The sequence below is a fragment of the Stieleria mannarensis genome, from assembly GCF_014154935.1.
GTDB classification, from domain to species: Bacteria; Planctomycetota; Planctomycetia; order Pirellulales; family Pirellulaceae; genus Stieleria; species Stieleria mannarensis.
In genome coordinates this window covers 78231-100215 of sequence record NZ_JACEHH010000034.1, presented here as the reverse complement: position 1 = coordinate 100215, position 21985 = coordinate 78231, and the positions used below count along the sequence as shown (strand labels likewise).

Sequence of the window (21985 nt, the reverse complement as noted above, 5' to 3'; positions counted from 1 at the left end):
TGGAAGAACCCCGCAAAGTAGGGCGAGTTGTTGAAAAGTCATAAAATCAAATTGATTACGAAGATGCTCACAATACAAATCCAAGCAAGAACGTGGTCAAGTTGGCCAGTAGCGACGCCCGTAAGGCGATTGACCATGGCAGCCGCGACGTCCTGTCGGACGTGGTGAGAACGCCGCGATAAAAAACCGCTTCAATCAGGAATGCCATTGCCTCGAGTCCAAGAAATGTAGCGGTCCCCCACCAGAATCCAAACCGAAATATGAACTCACCACCGAAAAACCAAACCAATGGCAGCGTGAGCAGATTCACGAGAAGACACACGCGGATCAATCGAGTTTTGCGGTAGGCGCGCCCGGTCGCTTGCCCGTCATCGGTTGTGCGACTCACACATACGACCCAAATGACGATGAAGCATTCCACCATCAGTGTGATCAGCATCGCCTTCCAAAAATCGAGACGCTGCCAGAACGGGATAAGGAGGCTGTCCAGGATTCCCGATCCGCTAGAGCTTAGCTCGGCTCGCATTAACGCGAGGTGCTGCCCGGGGCTGGCGGGAGATGTCACGTAGAGACGTTCGGTCCGAGGATCGTACACAGCCAATCGAACGATCTTCGGGAGTCCTTGGATCGGTGGATCGCTCAATCTGTAGTCCCAAAAGCCGCTAAATGTCACGCCCCCCTTCTGAACGTCTCCTCCCCAGAGATAAGCGGCGTAGTTCCATTGTTCTCCCTCCTCATCCTGCCAAGGAACGACAAGTCCTGGAACTCGTTCTGCAGCATTGACCGGAGCGTCCGTCGACCAGGGTGAAGGGGCGAGCAAGGCGGCCTTCGCGCCATCGGGCAGCGATCGGCCATCGAGATGTACGTCGATGCGGACATTGGTCATCAATTTCAGCCCGAAGTCTGCGTCGGCAGACTGAGCCGTCCCAAGCAGAACCAGCAAGGGCAGAACAATGACACGACACGCAGCATTAGATCGATTCTCGGAACGGCATCTCTTTTGATGCCGCCGACGACCAATACGAAAACCTGCGATGGCGCCCGTAACGAATCCTGCCAACAGGCAAGGCATCGCATACATCGTCGCGATGACACCGGCGGCCCAAGCATCGATCGGATCGCCAGATCGCTGTGGCTTTGGTCCAGCGAACTGTTCCGCAGGTGCACTCCAACCCTTGTACGCCAACCCAAACAGGATGTACGCCAGGGCCGTTCCCAGGACCGCTCCAGCCGCAGTCCAGATGCCGACCCACAGCAGTGACTTCAGTTTGTCTGCTATCTTCGGCTCGACAGACGTTTGATCAAAAGGCATAAGGGTCTCTCGCTCGCCAACGCTTCCGATTCATTCTGCAACGTTCCAAATGTGCACCTCACCGCCCCTCAAAAAATCGCCTCCACCGGCGACGAGAAGTCGTCCGTTCGGACTGAATTCGATTGCTGGTTCAGCCTATCACGATAAGCGTGAACCAAGCCGACTGATGACGGCGAAATGATTCGTTCGTATGATTCAATTCTTCGTGATGTCCGAGACGAGGCAACGCTAAGCATTATGATGCAGTACCCATGCTCCAAAAGTTGTCAGGGCCAAACCGAAGCTTCGGCTGCTTGTTTGGACGCGATGTCGCATTCTCGATTGTGGTTGCCGTCACGGTTGTCAACGGGATCATGCTGCAACAAGGCAACGGATTTTGACACTTCTCGCTACACGCCATCGGTCGACGCTGTAAGCAACTTGTTCACATGAAGCTGCTGTGGTGATGGCGACTGGCGATAAGTTTTGAAATTTTCTTTTGTTTTTTGCGTCATGTGCCGTTTGCGGGGCCGCTTACTGTCTAGAGGAACCTTATGTCCGACGATCAGGCCGACGACGCTGAACAATACCGCGAATACCTGGGGCTGCTTGGACGTCTACAGTTGGATCAGCAGTTGGTCGGGAAGGTGGATATTTCCGGCGTAGTGCAGGTGACGTTGCTGGAGGCTTGCGAGGCGAATTGGTCCGAGCTTAACGAGAAAGAGCGATTGCCGTGGCTGCGTCGCGTTTTCGCCAACAATTTGCTGGACGAAATTCGCAAGTTCCGCACCCAGGCTCGAGATGTCGGTCGCGAGCAGTCTCTCCGGCAAGCTCTGGAACAGTCGGCTTCGAGGATCAGTTTTTTGCTTGCAGGTGACCAGTCAACGCCCAGCGAAAAGGCGATAAGAGTAGAAGAACAGATGCGGCTTGCGAAAGCGCTTGCCTGTTTGCCTACTGCGCAGCGAGAAGCAATTGAGCTGCATCACTTGCAAGGACAGACTCTCGAGCAGATTGGGGAATCGATGCACAGGACAAAGGGAGCGGTGGCCGCACTCATCTATCGCGGCACAACAAAATTACGTGAATTATTGACGCGAGACGAGGACCCACGGCATGGCTGATGTTCACAAATCGCACCACTCAAAATTTCACGACGACCCGGAGTTTCAATCGCTGCTGGTTCGTTGCCTGGAATCGCTACAGCGGGGCGAGCAAGTCGACGCCGACGCCGTGGCCGCGGATTGCCCGCGGTACACCGATGAGATACGTCGGTTTTTGAATGATCGAGAAATGTTGGAGGCGGTCGCCAGCGAATTCAGCAGTGATAACCTTTCCAAGAAGGATGCATCGGGCTACGAACCGACGATGGATTCAGGTTCAGTGCCACTCCGATGGTCTCCTGGCGATACGGTTCGCTACATCGGTGAATATGAAATCCTGGAAGAGATCGCTCGAGGTGGGATGGGAATTGTGTTCAAGGCACGGCAAGCAAAGCTTCGCCGCATCGTCGCCTTGAAAATGATCCTGGCGGGAAAACTTGCGGACGCCGACGAAGTCGACCGCTTCTGCCGCGAAGCTGAAGCCGCAGGACGTCTGAAGCACCCCAACATTGTTCCTGTCCATGAGATCGGCGAACACGAGGGGCGGCACTATTTCACGATGGACTTCGTCGAAGGACGCAGTCTGGCAGAGATGATTCGCGAGGAGACGTTGGCACCCCGTGACGCCGCGGACATGTTGAGGACGATCGCCGAAGCGGTACATTTCGCTCATCAGCAAGGCACGGTTCACCGCGATTTGAAACCGGCGAATGTGCTGGTCGCTGGCGAGGGTACACCTCACGTGACCGATTTCGGGCTGGCAAAGATGCTCGATGCAGTCGATCATGATTCGCGGGCCGAGTTAACAGCAACCGGCCAGATTCTTGGCACTCCCAGCTATATGTCGCCGGAACAGGCATCGGGCAAACAGGAACTGGTCGGCCCGGCATCCGACATCTACTCGCTCGGCGCGATTCTGTATGCTTGCCTGACGGGCCGGGCGCCGTTCGTTGCCGACTCACCCGTCGACACGCTGCTGCAGGTGATGAGGAAGGAACCTGTATCACCTGGCGAACTCAACCCGTCGGTACCCAAGGATCTGGAAACGATCTGTCTGAAGTGCCTAATCAAGGAGCCGCACAAGCGTTACGGGACGGCGCGGGAATTAGCCGACGATTTGAGTCAGTTCCTCGAAGGTCGCCCGGTCATCGCTCGGCCGGTCGGGCGGATCAACAAGACGATCCGTTGGTGCCGCCGTAACAAGGCGGTGGCAACGCTACTGTGTTTGTTGTTTTTGAGCATGGCCGTTGGCACCTACGTCTCGGCCAGCTACGCGGTTGCAGCCGTTCGTCATGCGAACAATGAAGCGAGACAACGCGCCAGTGCTGAAATGGCTCGCGAAGAGGCGGAGAAGCAGCGACAGAATGCCGAGTCGGCACAACTCGATGCCGAAAAGCAACGTGATCTTGCCACCAAAGCGAAAGCACAAGCCGAATGGTCTTTAAGCCAGGAAGCGGAAGCCCGGCGCGAATCTGAAACGGCGCGGAAGGCTGAAGCGGACGCGCGGCAAGCCGCCGAACAGTCGCTTGCCAATGAAGAAACAGCACGGCGCGAAGCGGAGCAAAGACGGCTCGAAGCACTTTGGCAGACTTACGTCGCGCGACTTCAACCAATGATGTATCGCTTCGAGCAACGCGAGTACGGCCAGTTGGAATCGATGCTTGAACAAGCCCGACCAGAATCACCCGACGAACCAGATTTTCGCGGATGGGAATGGCGCTATTTGAACGGTCTGTGTCGACAGCAAACCAGCAGCGTTGCCGAAGGGGCCGAATTCGAGCAATTCTTCGACTGGCACCCACAGACGAGACGCTTGGCGGCGTTTCGAAATAACGAACTTGAATTATGGGCTGGCGAACCTCTCAAGCTGCAAAAGCGGATCACCACCCATCCACCCGGCCATGTGCGATTTTCGCCAGACGGCACGCACTTGGCCGTCGCAGGGAAGCTGACCGTCAATGTGTTCGAGATTGCGTCTGGCGACGCCAGTTGCACGGTGGACTTAGCCGAACATCAAGGCACCAACCGCAACTCGAATCACATCACGTCAATCGATTGGCGCTCCGATGGCTTGGCACTGGCTACCGGAACAAACATGGGAGCAATCCATTTGTGGAATCCAGCCGATGGCAATCTGATCCAAGCCATTGAGTTGCTTCCCCCCGATTTTCCTTGCAACGAAATGGACTGGCATCCCACCGATCCCGTCCTCGCCATCGCTACGCGGTACGGCTATGTGTTCGCGATCGATACCGAGCAAAACAAAGTTGACTGGCGCAAAAAGATCAATCGCGACTACGTCATGACCGCCCGTTGGAACCCAAGCGGGACACTTGTTGCTGGAGCCACCAGTGGCGGGTCGGATGGTTCAAGGCTCGTCATCTGGAACCGTGGCGGAGAGGAAACGATGCGATCGGCCGGAGGCGCCATCACGGGAACACCCGTGGTCGATTGGCTAAACGATGAGGAACTGCTGGTCGCGACGACGGACCACGACATTCACTTTTTCGATCATGATCAAAACGTTCCAACCAAGACGATTCGCGTTCACGATGGTCCCGTTCATCGCATCGTTAACCACGGCGACGGGCAGCGTGTCCTTTCGTCGAGCGCCAATGAGATCCGGGTGACTCGTGTTCGTGGCGACGTCACTCTAGCCAGCGCTGTGCGCGCCCACAAATTTGGAATCAAAGCCATTTCGTGGTCGCCCGACTCGCAACGCGTGGCAACTGTCTCTTGGGACGGCATCGTTTCGATTACAAATACTCACACAGGTGTATTGATTCACCAACTGGACGGTCATGCAAACGGAGCTGTGAACGACGTCGCCTGGAGCCCCGACGGGCTGCGTGTCGCTTCGTGCGATCATTCCGGGGAGTATCGGATCTGGGATGCAGATGCGGGAGAACTGTTGCTCAAGTTCAAGGGGGGCCGTGATTCAGGCGGCTTCAATTCACTCGCCTGGATCGACGATGACCAAATTGCTGGCTGTGGAACAAGCCTCCGGATTTACGAGGTCAACAGCGGTAAGGTGAGTCGGCAGATCGACGGAACTTTCCGACATTTCGCAAGTCTTGCGTATTGCCCGTCCAGGCAGTTCATCGGTCACCTGGCAAGTGGCCACGTCGCGATCTTTGGTCGCGGCGGTAACGCGATCTACCAAACGGGAGTGGATGCCGACAAGGGATTGGCATGGAGCCCCGATGGCATGCTGTTGATTACCGGCGGAGAGACGGGAATCGGCGTGATCGAATGTGTTAACTTCAAGTTTCTGACGACCATCAAGGGTCATGCCGGTGCCGTTACCGATGTTTGCTTCAGTCCCGACGGCTCGCGGCTCGCCAGTTCCGGTCGCGATGGGACGGTTCGCATTTGGGACCGCGCAACCGGGGCGGAGTTGTTGATTCTGGAGCATGCGGATGTTCGGTCTTTCCAATGCGTCGATTGGAGTCCCGATGGATCAACGATTGCCGCCGGGGCCAATGGATTGGTCGTCGCCTGGCATGCACCTGTGCCCGAGAATGTTCATCCCCCGTCCTGGCTTGCGACCGGCTCGATTGCCTCGGTGAAATCTCGTATTGATGAAATTGCGGAGTTGACTGAGGCGATCAATGCCAACCGGAACGACACGAAGTTCATTCGAAAACGAGCCGACTTGTACGCGTCTCAGCTCATGTGGAAGGAAGCTCTCGCTGATTTCGACCGCATTGCAGAATTGCGACCGAAGAACAACTGGGATCCCGTCTCCGCGGCTCGCGTTGCTCTGATGATGGGTGATCGAGAGGGCTACCAGCGACGCATCGGTCCGCAAGTAAAACGGCTTCTCGATCAACCACCATCAAGCGACACCGTCGTCGGAGACTACGTCGCGACGACGGCGGCACTCGCTCCTTTTGCCGATACAGACCTAACTCCGTTGCTGCCTTTTTCGCAGTCCCATGTGGACGCGAATAGCCGCTGGTGGGCGAGCCGCGGCATGATTTTGCTGCATTTGCGGAGCGGGCACACATCGGAAGTGCTTGCGCTCTTGGATAAGCACGCAGGCAAAACGTCAGACAACTATCGAATCTTTCAGGCCGCAGTCCGCGCGTTGGCCAATCAGCAATTGGGCAACGCGAACGCCGCAAAGGAAGCATTGGCTACTGCTCGGACAATTGCGAACAATGTGTGGTTTGATGCTGTCGATGATATGGCGATCCCCTACAGCAATACAGGTGACTTCATTGACGCAAGCGTGCTGCTGAGGGAGGCGATCGAGGCGGTTGATGTTCAACGAGCACCAGCCACGGAGAAAGATCCGCCAAACGCAACTCGTCCAGGGGGCGATGGTCAAGTTGACGGCGATCTGACAGCGGCAGAGACGAATCGGTTGATCGAGAAATTGCAATCAAACGATTCGACCCAGCGGCTGGATGCCCTGAAGGCAATCCAGAAACTGGGGCCAGACGCGTCGTTCGCTGTCCCGCAACTGGTCAAGCTTCTCGAACAGCCTGACTCCTACGAGAAAACGCAGGTGATCCGTTGCCTTGGTCGAGTCGGCCCCGACGAAGGCGCAGCAATGCCGCAGCTGCTTGAGATCTTTCAGTCCGAAGCGCCCCTGACAGGCTCCCGATTCGAGGCCGCGCAAGCGATCGCACGCATGGGCGAAGTTGGCGAAGTTGCCATTCCAACGCTCATTGCACTCGTTAAAGATCCCGGCGAAAGTGTCAAAAGCTATCTGAGAAAAGCCACCGCACCATCGGCACAGGGTTTGATGGCACCGCTGCTGCGGACCGACGAGAGTGGAACCTACATGGATCAGCGCGACATGATCCTGCTGCAAGTGATCAGCAGCCTCGCCGCGTTCGGAACAGCAGCATCCGGGGCGATCCCAGAGATTGAACGCGTGCGCGATGATCCCGATCCTTTGCCCGCCATTCAACAGGCAGCGGAGAAAGCTCTCGCGAGGATTTCAGGTTAGCCTGGACGTCTGGGAGCTCTTGCTTGCACAACATCGCTCAATCAAGAAGCTTAATCTGAAAAGGACCAAACACGCTTGAGAGAACTGTTGAGCACGGAAGGAGAAGAACGTTCAACATAGTCCGAACCATGAGTCACAATTCCGAAAATCAATCCGAACCCGAAACGCAAGAGAAAGTAGCCGGCATTGCATTCTTGACCGGAGTCATTGCAGGCCTGTTTGTCTTTGCCCTATTTGTCGACGATCGGATCACGGCCTCTTGGGGCGATTGGATTGGACAGGGGCTTGCAATGATCGTGGGAGTGGTCGTGGCCGCTGCATGTTTGCTTCCGATCATGTCTTCCAAACCAGATTCGACGAAGGCACTTCGTCATGCCGTCAACGGAATCTTGCTGATCGCTTCGGTTTGGGGAGCGGCCGCGGCGGCAGCCTACTGGGGCAGCGAACGGCTTTCGTCTGCCGTATGGCTGATGTCTCTGGGGGGTTTCGGCTTTCTGCTCCAAAAACTTTTTGCACCCGATCGGAACTTGGGTTGCTGGGCTGGACTCTATGCCGCGTTCTTCATTGTGGGCACCCTCGCGGCCGCCACTGAGATCATGCGTTGGAGATAATTGGCTTTGAGATCGCTAACCACAGATCCAGATCAGCTAGCAAAAGAGAACCGATAGATTAGACAACTGACCTCCTGCAGTGACCAAGTCAAAACCCCATCGCGTCACAGAATAAAATTGTTCCGCACTCGTCTTCCACCCGTCTACCGCAACCGCATTTCTCAAAAGGCGATTTGGGAACAAGTGCATGGGGATCGAATGCAAGACGTTGACTGGTTGCTTTGCGAGATTTGTGAAGCATTCGGCTTTCCAGCCGACTCACGGTACCAGTTTTCACCTGATGATCAGTTAAATGAAATTTACCGGAGCCGGTATCCCAGATGGAAGTTTTGGGAACTTGGTGATTCACTCGAGCTCGAGACTCTGGCGATGGGACTTGAGAAATGGCTTGGCGACTGCGGCCCTAAACTGTTCGTCATTCCGCTGCGAGAAATCGCTGAACGAGTGACGGCCGGAATTGATGCAACCGTGTCACCGTGCAAGTTCACCGAAGGCTAAGGACAGACATGAAACGCTATCTAGAACTCATTGTCGCCGCGACCGCTTTGGTGATTGTTGCTGTCACCATCGCCGCGGTGTTTCGGTTGGTTGATAAATCGCAACTTCAGCAGGCTAGCCTCGACAGAGAATTTAAGGAGGCGGATTCAGCCACGGTCGCAGATGTGCAGCAGCGACTGAAAGCTCATCTATCGGCTCTGCCAACCGATGATCCAATTGTCGATCGCTTCGGTTCGTTCGTGGCCATCGAAGGGAGAGGCTATTCACGATCGGGTGATCCGCTGGAGAACAGACCGATCACAATGAATCGACAGATCAAATTCCAAAATGCCACCGTCCCTTGCCTGATCACCGTCTCGGCACGGGGGACACTGAAGTTTGATGTTGAAATCGCGTCAGCCGATTCGCGCGACTCGCGAAAGAACGTCGCATCTGGTCCGCCAAAGATGGTCGTCGCGGTGACGCACCCTCGCTACATCGTCAACACTTCCGTCTTTCGCGACACGATCGAGACCACCAACAGTCTTGACGACATCTTTGAAACCTTCGTTCAGGGCGTGGTCGCAGACGACCGGCAGCGATTAAGCACAGTTCGGCAGTGGTACGATGCACAGCGAAAAGAAAAACCGACCGCAGCGTTTGTGCGACGTGCGCTCGTCCATCCTGACGAGGCGGTGCGACTCAAGGCAGTGGAATTTCTTTCAACGCCACTCGACGGCACAAAGGTCCATTTCTCTGATTCCATGATGGGCGAACTGCTGATCGCCGTGGAGGATCGGGATCAGCCTGTTACCGTGCGTCGTGAACTCGTTTTCGCGATTTTACAGGGATACGAAAACGATCGTGCAGAATTGTATGATCTGCTGCGTCAAGCTGGGGACGAAGGACTTTTCGCGGTGAAGCCGATTGCCCAGTTCATGGTGGATCGCTCCCACCGTCACTGGCGGAATGGTGGTGATTTCGACGCACCGATTGGTGCCGCCGAGCTGCTACAGGAATGGGGACCGGACGCGAGTGAAGCGGTCCCGGCCTTGATCGAAGTGCTCAGGGAACATCCAAACCAATACAGTTTCGCGCCCGCGGCCGCAGTCGCCCTGGGTGCAATGGGGCCGGAGGCAAGCGAAGCGGTTGACGCTCTTGAACTCGCGACCACGGCTCGATATGGCGACGTGCGCGAAGCAGCCACGGAAGCGTTGAACAGAATCTCAACCTCAAGAGCTTCTCGTTTTGGGCGGCCACTTCAGTTTTTGACGACCGAAGACAGAGAGCAATTTTATCCTCTCAAGGCGAACAGGCTATTCAGTTGGCTGTCGGCGGACCGGGATAGCCTGATGTTTCTGCGTACCGATGGTGAAAAGCCCTCCTTGCACAAGGTCGATCTGGAAACGGCCGAATGTAAACACCTGATCGATTTGGACGCGACGGGCATCCAGTCCGCAGTGGGGATCGGAGACCAATTCATCGTTTTGCGTCTGGAGGATACCAACGGAAAAAAGACGCTCTTCGCCGATACGTGGTCGTTGAATCGTTTGAAGCGAATCAAGATCACCACGCTCGCGTTTCTGCAACCCGTCAATCCGAATCAAAAGAGCCTGGTCGATCACATTGTGTGGAGCGACGACCGAAGCAAAGTGGCGTTTGTGCAGTCTGTCCGCACACCTCGTGACCGTGGATACACCGAGCGACGTGTACTGCAGGTCAAATCACTTGACCAACCAAACCCCTATCCCGATGACCGGCCGGACGAGTACTTGATGGTACCGATTGGTTTCAACTCGACGAACGATTCACTGATACTGGAGGGATGGTGCTTCCAGGAAAAGGTGAACGGGATCGCTTCGATGAACCTTTCCACGCGTGATGTTGAATTCTTGTCCCCGAACGAGAAAAGTCTGACCACGCTGTCGCGTCACCGTGGTGCTCACGATTGGATTGTTGTCGGCTATCGATCAAACCGGAACGGTTCTACGATCAAGTTGCTCGACCCGAGTACGCAGTCCACGCGTGAATTCGTCGCGGAGCATGGGTTGGCGTACATGGACCAACCGTGGGAGCCCGCCGTCGCCTTCGACGCAAGTGGTCGGTTGATGGCAGTTGCAACACGAAACGGAGTCGATGTCTTCGACACGGAGACTCGCCAGCGTGTCAGTCGTCACGTGCTGACACTCTCCGGCAGTCCTTACAAATTGCGACCGTTGGTGTTCGCCGCTGATCACCGCGGTTTCGTCCTCGCCACCGTCAAAGGAATTCCGCATTCCGATCCCTCGACAAAAAACGACCTGCATCTGATTCGGATCTCCGCGGACCAATAAAACGACGAACCAGTGAAGCTACTCTGGGTCGGCCACTTTGATCCAAACGATGTTGTAGCGAGTCGTTCCTTGTTGGTCGACGAACCACTGGCGCCAGATTTCGCGATAGGCGTGCCTTTGAATCCCAAATATGCGGTTGTCGCTGGGTCGCAGTTGACCTCTACGATTGCGGAATTGTGGTAGGCGAGGAGACGCTTCGGTCGTATCGTGCCGGGCGTAGAACTCCAGATTCTCGGGCAGATCAACGAACCGGGCACGAAATTGGCTTTCGCCATTCTCATTTCTGCCGACGACCTTGAGCGGGTATTTGCCGCTGGCCACCTGTTTCTTGAATTCAGACTCGTAGTCGTTGCTTGACATCCAAGAGGTCCATTCAGCCTGACCTCTCGCCACGGGATTCGTTGCCTGGGCACCCGCCGAGGTCGAATTTTGATTGCTTGTTCCATTTTCGTCGAACGTCATTCGATGCATCCAAAGATCATAATGAGATAGCGATTGGTCACCCGCCAGTGTGGTTCCGACAACGACCAACTCGCCTCTGTTTCGGCCGAGAAAGATAGGCATGATCGGAGCTTGATCATTGGGTGGTACATCCGGAAAACGACTGACCCGATTTCCCGTATCGCTCGCGTAAACGCTTAACGTCCTTGCGTCAGCCACCGCGACAAAATCCCCTCCCGCAAAAAACTCGACTTTCACGACCTCCCAAGGCGATCGGCCATCGCTGCGAACAGGAAGGCTTGCCGTTTTCTCGCCGGTCAGCGTATTCCAGATCTCCACTTTTGAGTGGAACGCAAATGCCATCCGCTCGGCATCGTCGCTAATGGCTAGGGGACGCATCCGCGGAAGTCCAGCGATTGCGATTGACTGAGATTCACCGGACTGCGTATCGAGCACGACAAGAGATGGAGACTCATGCTTCGCCTCCGAAGATGCGGCGAGATGGTAGTGAATCAGGAACAATCGGCTTCCGTCGCTGCTGAAAGCCAATGCCTTCAGATTGTCAAGCAACGGTTCTGACTCAGGCGTCTCGATTGGCAAGCCGGTTTGCAGATCAATGACGAGCGTGCGAGTAGAGCTCTCGTTGTTTGGACCGTATTGAAGCACCGTCATCGACACCAAAGAACCGTCGGGGATCCAAATCCCTTTGGGGGATGGTACGAGCCGCGAAGGAAGTGGTAAATCAAGCAAAGATTGGGTTGCCACCAGCCGATTCTCGGACATCGAATAGATATCGGCGATCAACTGGTACCGACCGCGTGTATCCGTTCGCAGTAAATAAATTCGATCATCGGTACCAAATGCGTCGTGGTACCAACGTTGTTCGATTTCGGCGACTCGAGTGCCTTTCCCGGTCAACACCGACACGCGATCAACGACGACGTCATTCCCCTGCAGGTTCAGCAAATAAATGAATTCGCTGCCAGCCGACCACCACCAACGCATTCTGCTTTCGCCGGGCATCATCGTAGCGGTAACGATGCTCTGACTGCTGTGGCCGGGAAGCTGAATCGCAATCTTACCGGTCGACTGAATATCGGCATCTTTGACATCCCGTGATCGCGTGCTTTGAGTTTGCTGTCGACGAACTCGACCCGCGTTCCAAGCGAGACCGCCAACCGCTGCCCCGATCAAGCAGGAGGTCGCTATCAGAAAAACAACAATATCACGTGAACCACTATTCGTCCCGCTCATGGCGAAGCTCCATCTGCTCGTTGATTTCGCAGCACGGTCAACTGTTTGACCAGGTACGGGGAACGCCAGAACAGCACCAGAGTCGCAGCGAACTGTATCCAAAACAGTGGCCAGACACCCGCTGGCACGCGGATGAAGGGGGCAAACACGTTGCCGCCACGTGGCCAATCGGGCAAGACATAGATCAGGACGATGACAAAAAGCTGAATCAGCCCAAAAACCTGAAAACGACGCGGGAAAAAGGGGAGCAAGACAAATTGGATCCAATAAGCGAGCACGACGGAATCCGGCTCAAGGCTGTAGGGTCCAAAGACATCGCGTCCGACGGGCCACGATTGGCTGGCGACCAAAATCCAGACGAAGAATTGAAATACCAGGTACGCAGGAACTCTCCACCACCAACTCAAGCTTCGCATCGAGGCCAATGTAGTCATCTTTGAGGATTCGTGGGAGTTGGTGTCGGCGAGAGGGGCTGGTGACATTGATTTGGCCTGATGAGTCAACTTTCGAGGCGGTGCACTGCCTTCACCTGCCCGCAAAACGAAACCGCCAACGATGACTCCCACAGCGATCGCAACGCTCAGAACACCAATGACAACTGGGTTGATAAGCGCGAACCCCATCGACGCCGCACCGATCCCGGCCAAAACAATGTTTGCCGTTAGGATGCAGACAGCGATCGCGCTGGCGACCAACAGGACCCGATCGGATTCCCGAACGCATCTTGTGCAGCGAAGAACCAAAACAATGATCCCTGCAAAGAACAATCCGCTGGTGAATCGCCACAGCGTCGCAGCGAATCGGATTTCAATGTTGTGCTCTGCTTCGATCGACGCGAGCGGCCAGCGAACAACCGTGGGAAGACCGCCCGACGAGCGAGGCGGATCCCAAATCGGTGCGAGGCTCGTCATCGGGTTTCCGGATCCAGTGATGCCGAAGGCTCCGCTAGTACGCCACTGCTCACTCCCCTTGTCGTAGAGATAGCTTCTGCCAGTCCAAGTCGGAAACAGCAAGCAAAACAATAGCCACAACCAAACGGAGATTAGATAAGCTCGCCGCACGAGTGGTCCGCTAAGCCATCCTCCCTTCTCGGTTTGAGAAACCGCGGTCATGGAATTTCAGCCTTCACGAATCGGCGACACAGATTTTGGTTCTTGTGCAGAGCCCCAAAGCAGCAGTACGCAGCGCTTTCGCATGAGATTTCTCATAAACCCCCGAACCGAAAGGGTCAAATCTCGTGTACGAACTTGTTGAGCGGCGTATGAGAACTGGCGATGACATTCGTTGCTTTCATGATTTGCAGGACCACCATGTACCGTAGATTCACTCATAGAATTTGCAAGAAGGCCGAAATCAATACCGCGGAAACACATGCGACCGTTGTCAAAGTTCCAGTGCGGGTGTGATTCGGATAAGCAGAAAGCAGGAGACGAAGATGGTCCCCGTCACATTGGTACTGAACAGGGCTCCATAAATGAGCCAAATGTCCGCTAAGGTCGGTGTGACAGACAACCTTGTGCTTGGTCAGATCGATTGCTGGTGTGATTACCTCGTCGCGCACTGGAGGACGATAATCCCGACCGGAGTGCCCTCGGCGTTGGTTGCACCAATCCTGCGACACGTACAGATGAAATCACAGTAGAACCTGATAAAGTCGGCGGGCGTGTTGGCAGGCTGCCGCGTATTGCAACTCGATCGTCGCCCTGCGAGTGCAGATTCTGTCAATCAGCCGCGCCGCGGTGCCCGCCGACGCTCCGCTCGACCGTGGAGCAATCAACCAAGGTGTTCGCGAATCCGCTGGTCAAGTTTTGCCTGGGCGTCCGCGAAGGATGCCAAGCCCGCCAGCGTCATCAGGCTGTCGATCGCCAAGTCGCCGCGAACAATCCGCTCTTTCCAGCGGTCGTGAACGGGGATCTTTCCGTCCTCGGCAATCGTTCGCAGCTCCTCGTCCGCCATCACGGGGAATAAGTCCTCCAAGTCGTGGTCGGTGGTCATCAATCGCAATTCATCCGCACTCGTTGGCGGGGAAAGGATGGCTTGTTGGACGAAGAAACGCTCCGATTTCGTCACGTCCCACAACTTCTCGATTTGCACGGTGTTCGATTCAATCTCGTCCGCGAGTTTGACATCGTGAGGCTCATTGAGTTGAGATTGCCAGGGTTGATCCAACGTCTGTTCGGCCTGCTGGGCAACCTTGGTGGGCATGGTGATCACATCAACTCCGGCGAGATCGGGCAACTGTGACGCGTCGCGGAGACTGGCGGCGATCTGTTGGGTGTCGGTGGTCGGCAATCCGCGAGAGAACGTCGCGACTTCACCCTGGCTGGCCAGCGTCGTCTTTTCGCCGACCAGCTTGCCGTCGCCGAGCTGATTGTCGGCGACGTAGGAGTTCAGCCGCCCCAGAAACACGTTCACAAACGACGGTCGCGACAGTGCGGTGGCCACATAATTCTGCCGAGCACTGAATCCGAGTGTGCAATTAACCCGAATCCTCTCGTCGCGAAGCTGTCGGATCGCGATCAAGCCGGCGGGCGTCAATGGCACCTTGACGACAAAGAATTCGGGACAGATCTGGTGACAGCGTCGCGCATAGGCCAACGTCGCTTCGGTGTCATCGGCCAGATCGGTGTGGAGTTCCACGCTGACGTCGCAACGAAATCGCTGGACCAATCGCAACGCATGCCGCACGTTTAGGATAAATCCGATCTCGCGCACCAAGGCGTGATCGGACAGTTCACCAGCCACCTCACGGGCCTTCGGAACCAGATCATCGTAGGTTCCGTTTTGCACCTCTTTGTTCAACAGGCTGTTGTTGGTCGTCAATCCGCGGAACGATTTGTTCCATGTTGATTCAATCGAGTCGATGTCGCCGCTGTCGATCCAGAGGGATGTTTCGAGACCGTTGATGCGATCCCAGAACGGACTGGGTTGAACCTCGCGGCCGGGGGCATCCAGATTGATGCCTTCATGGACAAAGGCTGCGATGCGGTCTGCCTGGGGAGACTCGGGGTGAATGGTTTCCAGTGGCGTTGCGGTGCTTAGGTTTGACATCTGTATTGGCTCCTCTGTTGATTGACAAGTGATAGAGAGTTCGTCCGATTTGGCGTCATGCCGCTTCGCTTCCCGTGACGTTGGGACTTGGCACGTTAGGACTTGGCCGCATTGCGGATCACGCCGGCTTTGACAAACCGGAACAACCACCACGCGAACATGCCGGCGATGACCGCGGTGCTGACCCAACTGAGCGGCGTGACCAGTTGTTCGTAGCTGTCGGCCAACCACCAACCGAGGGCGGCGAGCAGTGCGGTCCAGAGGACGGTTCCCACGGCGGTGTAGACGCAGAACTTCCCGATGGCCATGTTGGCAAACCCTGCCGGCACACTGATCAGCGTCCGCAAGCCGGGGATCATCCGGCACAGCAGCACGGCCCAATGGCCCCACCGCGCAAACCACGCCTCCATTTGCTCGATGTCGGACGTCGAGATCGTCAACCACCAACCGTGCCGCCGCACCCAGTTCGTCAAGCGGTCTCTTCCGAACCATCTGGCAAATAGATACCAGGCCAGCGCGCCGAGGAATGAACCAACGCTGCCGGCTGCCACCGCACCGAAGAACGACAGATCCCCTTGGCTGACGGCGTAACCGGCCCAGGGCATCACCACCTCCGATGGGATCGGTGGAAAAATATTCTCGATCAGCATCATCATGCCAACGCCGACGACGCCAAATTGATCAAGAATGTCGTGAATCCAATCGCTCATGGAAGTCAGGTCTCGTCGGACGGTAACGATTTAATGTGAAGGAGACGTCGTTCGTTCTCACGCTCGACAACCCGGCGGTTGCACTCGGCATGCCTGATGAAACGATTTGTGAGAATGCGGTTCTGCGAGAAAGCCGTCGGGCGAATTGCAACGGGCAAAAACGGCAACTCACGATCCGACGACCGCAATGCACTGAACATGCGGCAACAGCGCCTCAGCCGACGGCACCGCGCGGCAATCCGACAACCCGGTCACCGACGGGCCAGGGTGGACGCCCAACAGTCACCGCTACATCGACGTCAAATCCATCCAGGCCTGTCACTGCTCGGGCAGCTTCGCAAGCCCAGGCGGGCGGGCCGCCATGATGTAGACCGCGTGCAGCATGCCCGGCACAAAACCGGCCAGTGTTAGGACAAGGTTGATCCAGAAGTGCTTCCCGATGCCGAACTGCATGTAGACAGCGACAGGCGGAACGATAAACGCGATCAGCAGCCGGACGAATTCCATCGTTGGTCTCCACGAGATGCGGGGGCATAGGTTGTGGCCTCAGCGTTCAACACGGCAGGTTGCATCCCGAGGCCGTCACCCACAGTGACGCAAGTCCGATGCCAATGAAGCGGTGCGCCCCACCGGCCGGCGAATGGGGCTTCCCTCCATCGTGGCGTTTTTGGTAGGGGATGGATTGCGGACGTCCTGTGCTTGATTGCCCTCACCACGGAAGAAATGATGCCTTTCGCTCGAATTGCTAGCGTTGTCGCTGTTCTCCTCGTTGCCTCGATCGGGCTGCTTCATGCTGAGCCGCCCCACAGTCCGCCCGAATCCGGATCCGAACCGGCCGTCAACGGTTCGGGCCCCTTTGCAAACGGAAAAGTGATTCAAGCCGTCGGAAGCGGGACGATTGCGTCGCGTATGCTGCAAAAGGCTTCGTTTGAGGCTCCGAAAAATCAAATCAAGTTCGAGGTGCAGATTCTTTCGGTCGACTCGGAAACGCGTGACAAAATCTATGCCCAGCTGGGTGACCAAAAGGTGCAAACACAGATCACCAATGTGACCGACGCGTCCTCGGAATTGATCTCCGACGATGAACTGGCACTGGGCAGCCGGCACACGGTGACGACCAGCAGCATCGTGTCCAGCGCGGTGATCGATCCCGAACAGGCCGAACAGTTGTATGCATTGGCGAAAGAAAGTGAACACAGCAAGGTGATCGCTCGCCCCAATATGATCGCCGGCGATGGACAAACCGCTTCGATCGAACAGCAGGTGCAGCGTCCGTTCTTGTCCGAATTGAAAGAGATCCAGCACGAAGGCGAGACCGCCGTGCAGTCGGGGATTCACGTGCTCAGCGAAGGCACCGACGTCTCGGTCCTGGGCAACGTAGACGGCGACGCCCTGATCGTGCGGACCAAGATTCAACAGGCCCGTGTCGCTGACGTCCAGCAACATCATGTCTACGGCATCGGCGACGGCCAAAAGACGATCCAAGTGCCCAGCCACGAAGTGCGACAGGCAACGGCAACGGCAAAGCTATTGCCGAAACAGATTCTGTTGCTCGACCCGTACTTCCAGTCCACCGAACGGACCGACGTCAGCTCCGGCACACCGATGCTGTCCAACCTGCCGTACTTGAACAAGACGTTCAAGCAAACCAAGCCGAAAGCCGTTACGATGAACACGATCGTGTTGCTGAAAGCGAAACGGTTGTAGCAGAAGTCTTAAGGCGACGAGCGGAAAAACCGTGTCGCGATTGCAAAACGTGGACGGGGATTTGACGGAAACCAGGCCATGTCGCGAATTGGGAAACTGTTGATTTTGTTGGCGGGTTTGCTCGTCGCGTTTCCTTTCTTGTATCCACTGATCCGTACCTTCTTTCGCGGTGACGCGGTCGTCGTGCGACCGCAGTCCGATGCATCGAACCGTGCGGATGGCCCCGGATCGTCCACGACGACGTCTCGCGTTGCCCGGGACGCCGATTCCCGATTGGGGGTCACCGAACCGGATTTGCCGAGCCCTGATCTTGTTGCTCCAGCGATCGAGTTGTCCCAGACGGACGGGCAATCGAACCTACGACTGGTTTTGCACATGGCAGGGGCACCACGAGAATCATTTCAGCTACTCGTCGGTGCCGCTGGACGATCCTCTGTGCATACCGAAAAGCCGATCCTCGCCAGCCCCCGCGGACGCAACGTGCAATTTTGGGATCTGGAAACCGGATCGCTGATCGACACACGGCGGATCGATCCGACGGCAGACCATACGTTTTTCACCAGCGCGAGCTATTCCCCGGATGGTCAGCTGATCGCCCTCGGGTCTCCCTACGGCCCGATGCGATTGTTGCGTCCCGACGACGATTCCCTGGTGCCAATTCCAACCGATCGCAGCATCAATGCGGATCGGATCGCGTTTCACCCCGACGGCCAGCGATTCGTGGCTGTCGGTGAGCGTACCCCGGAAGGACGCAACATTCCCAACGCTCACTGGGTCGATCTCGGCAACGAGCAAGTTCATCAATTGGTGCCCGATGATGTTACGGTGGTCGATGCCAACATCAGTGACGACGGAGCGTCCATCGCGATCGCAGGTATGGAAGCGCTTTCAATTTACGACACGCCGTCGCTGGAACGGCGAGTGCGATTTCCGCTCGCCGAGCAACCGACGTTCGTGACCCCCAGCCCGGACGGAAACTGGATCCTCGGATTGTCCAACGGGAATGTGCGAATCTGGTCCGAAGCAACCGCGGGGTTTGTCGCCGAGGGGAATCTCGACACCGGCCACCGTCCCGTGATCGCCATCGACCGATTCGACGACAGCAATCGGTATTGCGTGTTGACGGGCGAGGAAGAGATCTTGATCTGGGACCGTGATACCGGATCGACGCGTGTGATCGGGCACCACGATACCGCGCACCACGTCCGAGCCCTCGCTGGGCAACAGGGCGTCATCACCGTCGGATACAACAACGGCACACGCATTTGGCCCCTGCCAAGCGTGGAAGCGACGGCCCCGCAGTCCGCTGACGCGACTGCTGACGATGAGATGTTGGCGTGGTCAAGGGGCGCGGTTTCATCCGACGGTTCAACCATCGCGGCGGTCGGTAAGTACGTCCACGTCTGGAATGCCAGCGATGGGAAGTGCTTGGCAACGTTTGAACCCAAAACGCGCTGGATCCACGACGTTCACCTGTCGCCCGATGGATCGTTGATCGCGTTGGTCGGGCAGGGATTGACGACGGAGGTTTGGTCGGTGACCGAGGGACGCCCGTTTGCCGACTATGCCGATCCCACGGGGGAATCTCGATGGCCCGCCAACATCGATCGTCATTCCCGCTGTGTTCGTTTTTCGGATGACGGCCAGCGATTGTTGGTGGCCGAGCAGGACGCACTTCGAATCTACGATGTTCAATCGCGTGAGCGTGTGATCGAATTGGCTGAAGTCGCACGACAAACCGGTACCGTCCGGATCTCGATGATCCAAGCAATGGACGTTCACGAGCAAAGTGGACGGATCGCGTTGGCACAAACCGGCCGCGTGGTGATTTGGGATCCGGAAAACGAGCGTGTCTTGAAAACAGTGCAAACCCGCGGCTCTGTCGACTCGGAACACCCAGGTGTGTTCTTTTCCAAAGACGGAAAACGAATCGCCGTCGGCCATCTGTACCGGCTTGCGGTCTACGACATCGATTCAGGACGCGTCGTCGACGAATTGCGATCACATTGGGTGCACGGCAGATGGGGTGATGACTGGTTGGTCAGCGATCGCGCTGGCCAATTGTCGCGGTGGTCGTCGGCAACCGAACCCGGTGCGGCGTACGAACGGGGACGTCGCAGCCCGAATTTAGAGCCCCTGATGAAAACGCACGGCCAACTCAAGAGCATTGCGTTGACGGACGATGGACTGATGGTGATTGTCGATCAGGGCGAGAGTCCCCTGGTGTATCGCAAGTAGCGCGTGCCGCTGCCCCCTTTTCTGCTCGACAACGTAGCTACCTTCGCCAGAAGGTGGTTCCCGGACATTTCCCACGCTCGCATCGAGCCTAGCGACAAGTAGGGCGTGCCTCTCCAGCTTGGTTTTCCGGTAGTGGACGAGGCGACGAGTCCATTCGGATTGCGCACTGCGAGGACTCGTCGCGTTGTCCACTACCATTTACTTTGATTTCCAAACCGGGTCATGATGCGGCTCGCTGGCGGATTGGAACCAGCGGGTGAGCGTCATTTTTTGGCGGGTGTAAAAGTGGACGCCCTCGGTGCCTTGGATGTGCAGGTCACCGAAAAACGAATCGTTCCAACCGGTGAACGGCAACCAGGCCATCGGCGCGGGCACGCCGACGTTGATCCCGATCATGCCGGCATTGAAGTGACGTTTAAATTCGCGCGCCGAGTACCCGTCACGGGTGAAGATCGACGCGCCGTTGCCGAACGGACACGTCTTTCCGATCGCCAGGGCCTGCTCAAGCGATTCGGCACGGACGACCGACAACAGCGGCCCAAAGATTTCTTCTCTCCACAGCGGCATGTCGGTTGTGACTTGATCGACGATGCTCGGTCCCAGCAGAAAGGATTCTCCGGCGTCGACATCGCGACCGTCCAGAACGACCTTCGCGCCGACCTGCCCGGCGGTGTCTAAATATCCGGCGACGCGATCGCGGTGATCGGCGCTGATCACCGGCCCCATTTCCGACGCATCGTTATTGTCGGTGGGCGCGACGTTCAACCGATCGGCCACGCCCACCAATTGATCCAACAACGGGTCGCCGGCCGAACCGACGGCGATGGCGACCGAACCGGCCATGCAGCGTTGGCCGGCGCACCCGAATGCCGACGCCGCGAGCGCCTGGGCCGATTGTTCGATGTCGGCGTCCGGCATGATGATCAAATGGTTTTTTGCACCGCCGGCCGCTTGAACGCGTTTCCCCGCCGCCGTTCCGGTCTGGTAAACGTGTTTGGCGACCTTGGTCGAACCGACGAAGGAAACGGCGGCGACCTGATCGTGCTGCAGCAATGCATCGACCACCTCCTTTCCACCGTGGACCAGATTGATCACGCCGTCGGGCAGCCCGGCTTCGATCAACAGTTCGACCAATCGAATCGCACTCAGCGGCACCTTCTCGCTGGGCTTGAGTATGAAGGTGTTGCCGCAGGTGATCGCGATCGGAAACATCCACAGCGGGACCATGTTGGGAAAGTTGTAGGGCGTGATGCCCACGCAAACGCCCAGCGGGTGTCGGTTCGTTTCGCCGTCGACATTTTCGGCGATTTGCGGAAACGTGTCTCCAGCCAGCATCACCGGGACGCTGCAAGCGAACTCGACCATCTCCAGGCCCCGCTGGACTTCGGCGCGGGATTCGCCGGCGGTCTTGCCGTGCTCCCGCGTCACCAGCCGGGCCAGTTCGTCGAAGTGCCGGGCGATCAATTCGCGGTAGGCGAACATCACCCGAGCCCGCTCGACGACCGGGGTTTCGGCCCACTGGCCAAAGGCATCCCGCGCCGCGGCGACGGCGGCGTCGACGTCGGCAGCCGAACCGAGGGGCGTCCGGGCGATCGTCTTTCCGGTCGACGGATTGAAAACGGCCGTTGAATCCCTGTCCGTGCTGCTGGGGATCCATTGCGCCCCGACCCGCAGTTTCACCACCGGTGCTTCGCCACTCATCATGACCTCCTGGTTGGTTCCATTGAAATCGCTCGCTGCTGAGCCGGCCTGACTCGCCGACCTGGTGGGGCGGTCGCAAACACGTCTCGGGTAAACGCCCGGACTTTGCTA

At 57.0% G+C, this 21985-nt stretch carries 14 protein-coding genes; 7 read left to right on the top strand and 7 right to left on the bottom strand.

Features of this window, described 5'->3' with window-relative positions:
* Positions 1 to 67 precede the first annotated feature (67 nt).
* The gene (locus H1B37_RS21865; protein ID WP_182868796.1) at positions 68 to 1312 is read right to left on the bottom strand and encodes a hypothetical protein; all 1245 of its coding nucleotides are present in this window, start codon (positions 1310 to 1312) and stop codon (positions 68 to 70) included.
* A gap of 533 nt (positions 1313 to 1845) precedes the next feature.
* On the opposite strand from H1B37_RS21865, the gene H1B37_RS21860 reads away from it, so the two are divergent.
* From H1B37_RS21860 to H1B37_RS21840, 5 genes are all read left to right on the top strand, one after another.
* Positions 1846 to 2412, top strand: coding sequence for a sigma-70 family RNA polymerase sigma factor (locus tag H1B37_RS21860; RefSeq protein WP_182868795.1), 567 nt, complete (start codon positions 1846 to 1848; stop codon positions 2410 to 2412).
* Positions 2405 to 7351, top strand: coding sequence for a protein kinase domain-containing protein (locus tag H1B37_RS21855; RefSeq protein WP_182868794.1), 4947 nt, complete (start codon positions 2405 to 2407; stop codon positions 7349 to 7351). The genes H1B37_RS21860 and H1B37_RS21855 overlap by 8 nt, the downstream gene beginning before the upstream one ends.
* A gap of 128 nt (positions 7352 to 7479) precedes the next feature.
* Complete coding sequence (locus H1B37_RS21850; RefSeq protein ID WP_182868793.1) at positions 7480 to 7962, top strand: Re/Si-specific NAD(P)(+) transhydrogenase subunit beta; 483 nt, start codon at positions 7480 to 7482, stop codon at positions 7960 to 7962.
* Positions 7963 to 8160: 198 nt separating this feature from the next.
* Entirely contained in the window at positions 8161 to 8460 is a 300-nt protein-coding gene (locus H1B37_RS21845; RefSeq protein WP_182868792.1) for a hypothetical protein, read from the top strand.
* A gap of 8 nt (positions 8461 to 8468) precedes the next feature.
* On the top strand, positions 8469 to 10772 hold the full coding sequence (locus H1B37_RS21840) for a HEAT repeat domain-containing protein (RefSeq protein ID WP_182868791.1): 2304 nt from the start codon (positions 8469 to 8471) through the stop codon (positions 10770 to 10772).
* A gap of 18 nt (positions 10773 to 10790) precedes the next feature.
* On the opposite strand, the gene H1B37_RS21835 is transcribed toward H1B37_RS21840, so the two are convergent.
* The 5 genes from H1B37_RS21835 to H1B37_RS21815 all read right to left on the bottom strand — a co-directional run bounded on the left by H1B37_RS21835 (position 10791) and on the right by H1B37_RS21815 (position 16735).
* Positions 10791 to 12467 carry a WD40 repeat domain-containing protein gene (locus H1B37_RS21835; RefSeq protein WP_286178011.1) on the bottom strand — a complete coding sequence of 559 codons (1677 nt, stop codon included), beginning with the start codon at positions 12465 to 12467 and terminating at the stop codon, positions 10791 to 10793.
* Positions 12464 to 13162, bottom strand: coding sequence for a hypothetical protein (locus H1B37_RS33995; protein ID WP_286178010.1), 699 nt, complete (start codon positions 13160 to 13162; stop codon positions 12464 to 12466). The genes H1B37_RS21835 and H1B37_RS33995 overlap by 4 nt, the downstream gene beginning before the upstream one ends.
* 1078 nt (positions 13163 to 14240) lie before the next feature.
* A complete protein-coding gene (locus H1B37_RS21825) occupies positions 14241 to 15518 on the bottom strand; it encodes a transaldolase family protein (protein ID WP_182868789.1) in 1278 nt (425 codons plus the stop codon).
* A 95-nt stretch (positions 15519 to 15613) separates the two neighbouring features.
* Entirely contained in the window at positions 15614 to 16228 is a 615-nt protein-coding gene (locus H1B37_RS21820; RefSeq protein ID WP_182868788.1) for a DedA family protein, read from the bottom strand.
* Positions 16229 to 16546: 318 nt separating this feature from the next.
* Positions 16547 to 16735, bottom strand: coding sequence for a YqaE/Pmp3 family membrane protein (locus tag H1B37_RS21815; protein ID WP_182868787.1), 189 nt, complete (start codon positions 16733 to 16735; stop codon positions 16547 to 16549).
* Between the two features lie 402 nt (positions 16736 to 17137).
* Here H1B37_RS21815 and H1B37_RS21810 point away from each other — a divergent pair, with 402 nt between their 5' ends.
* Both H1B37_RS21810 and H1B37_RS21805 read left to right on the top strand, forming a co-directional pair.
* Positions 17138 to 17935, top strand: coding sequence for a secretin GspD/PilQ domain-containing protein (locus tag H1B37_RS21810; protein WP_220498312.1), 798 nt, complete (start codon positions 17138 to 17140; stop codon positions 17933 to 17935).
* 78 nt (positions 17936 to 18013) lie between these two features.
* Entirely contained in the window at positions 18014 to 20173 is a 2160-nt protein-coding gene (locus tag H1B37_RS21805; protein ID WP_182868785.1) for a WD40 repeat domain-containing protein, read from the top strand.
* Between the two features lie 198 nt (positions 20174 to 20371).
* On the opposite strand, the gene H1B37_RS21800 is transcribed toward H1B37_RS21805, so the two are convergent.
* Positions 20372 to 21877, bottom strand: coding sequence for a CoA-acylating methylmalonate-semialdehyde dehydrogenase (locus tag H1B37_RS21800; RefSeq protein ID WP_220498311.1), 1506 nt, complete (start codon positions 21875 to 21877; stop codon positions 20372 to 20374).
* Positions 21878 to 21985: the final 108 nt, after the last annotated feature.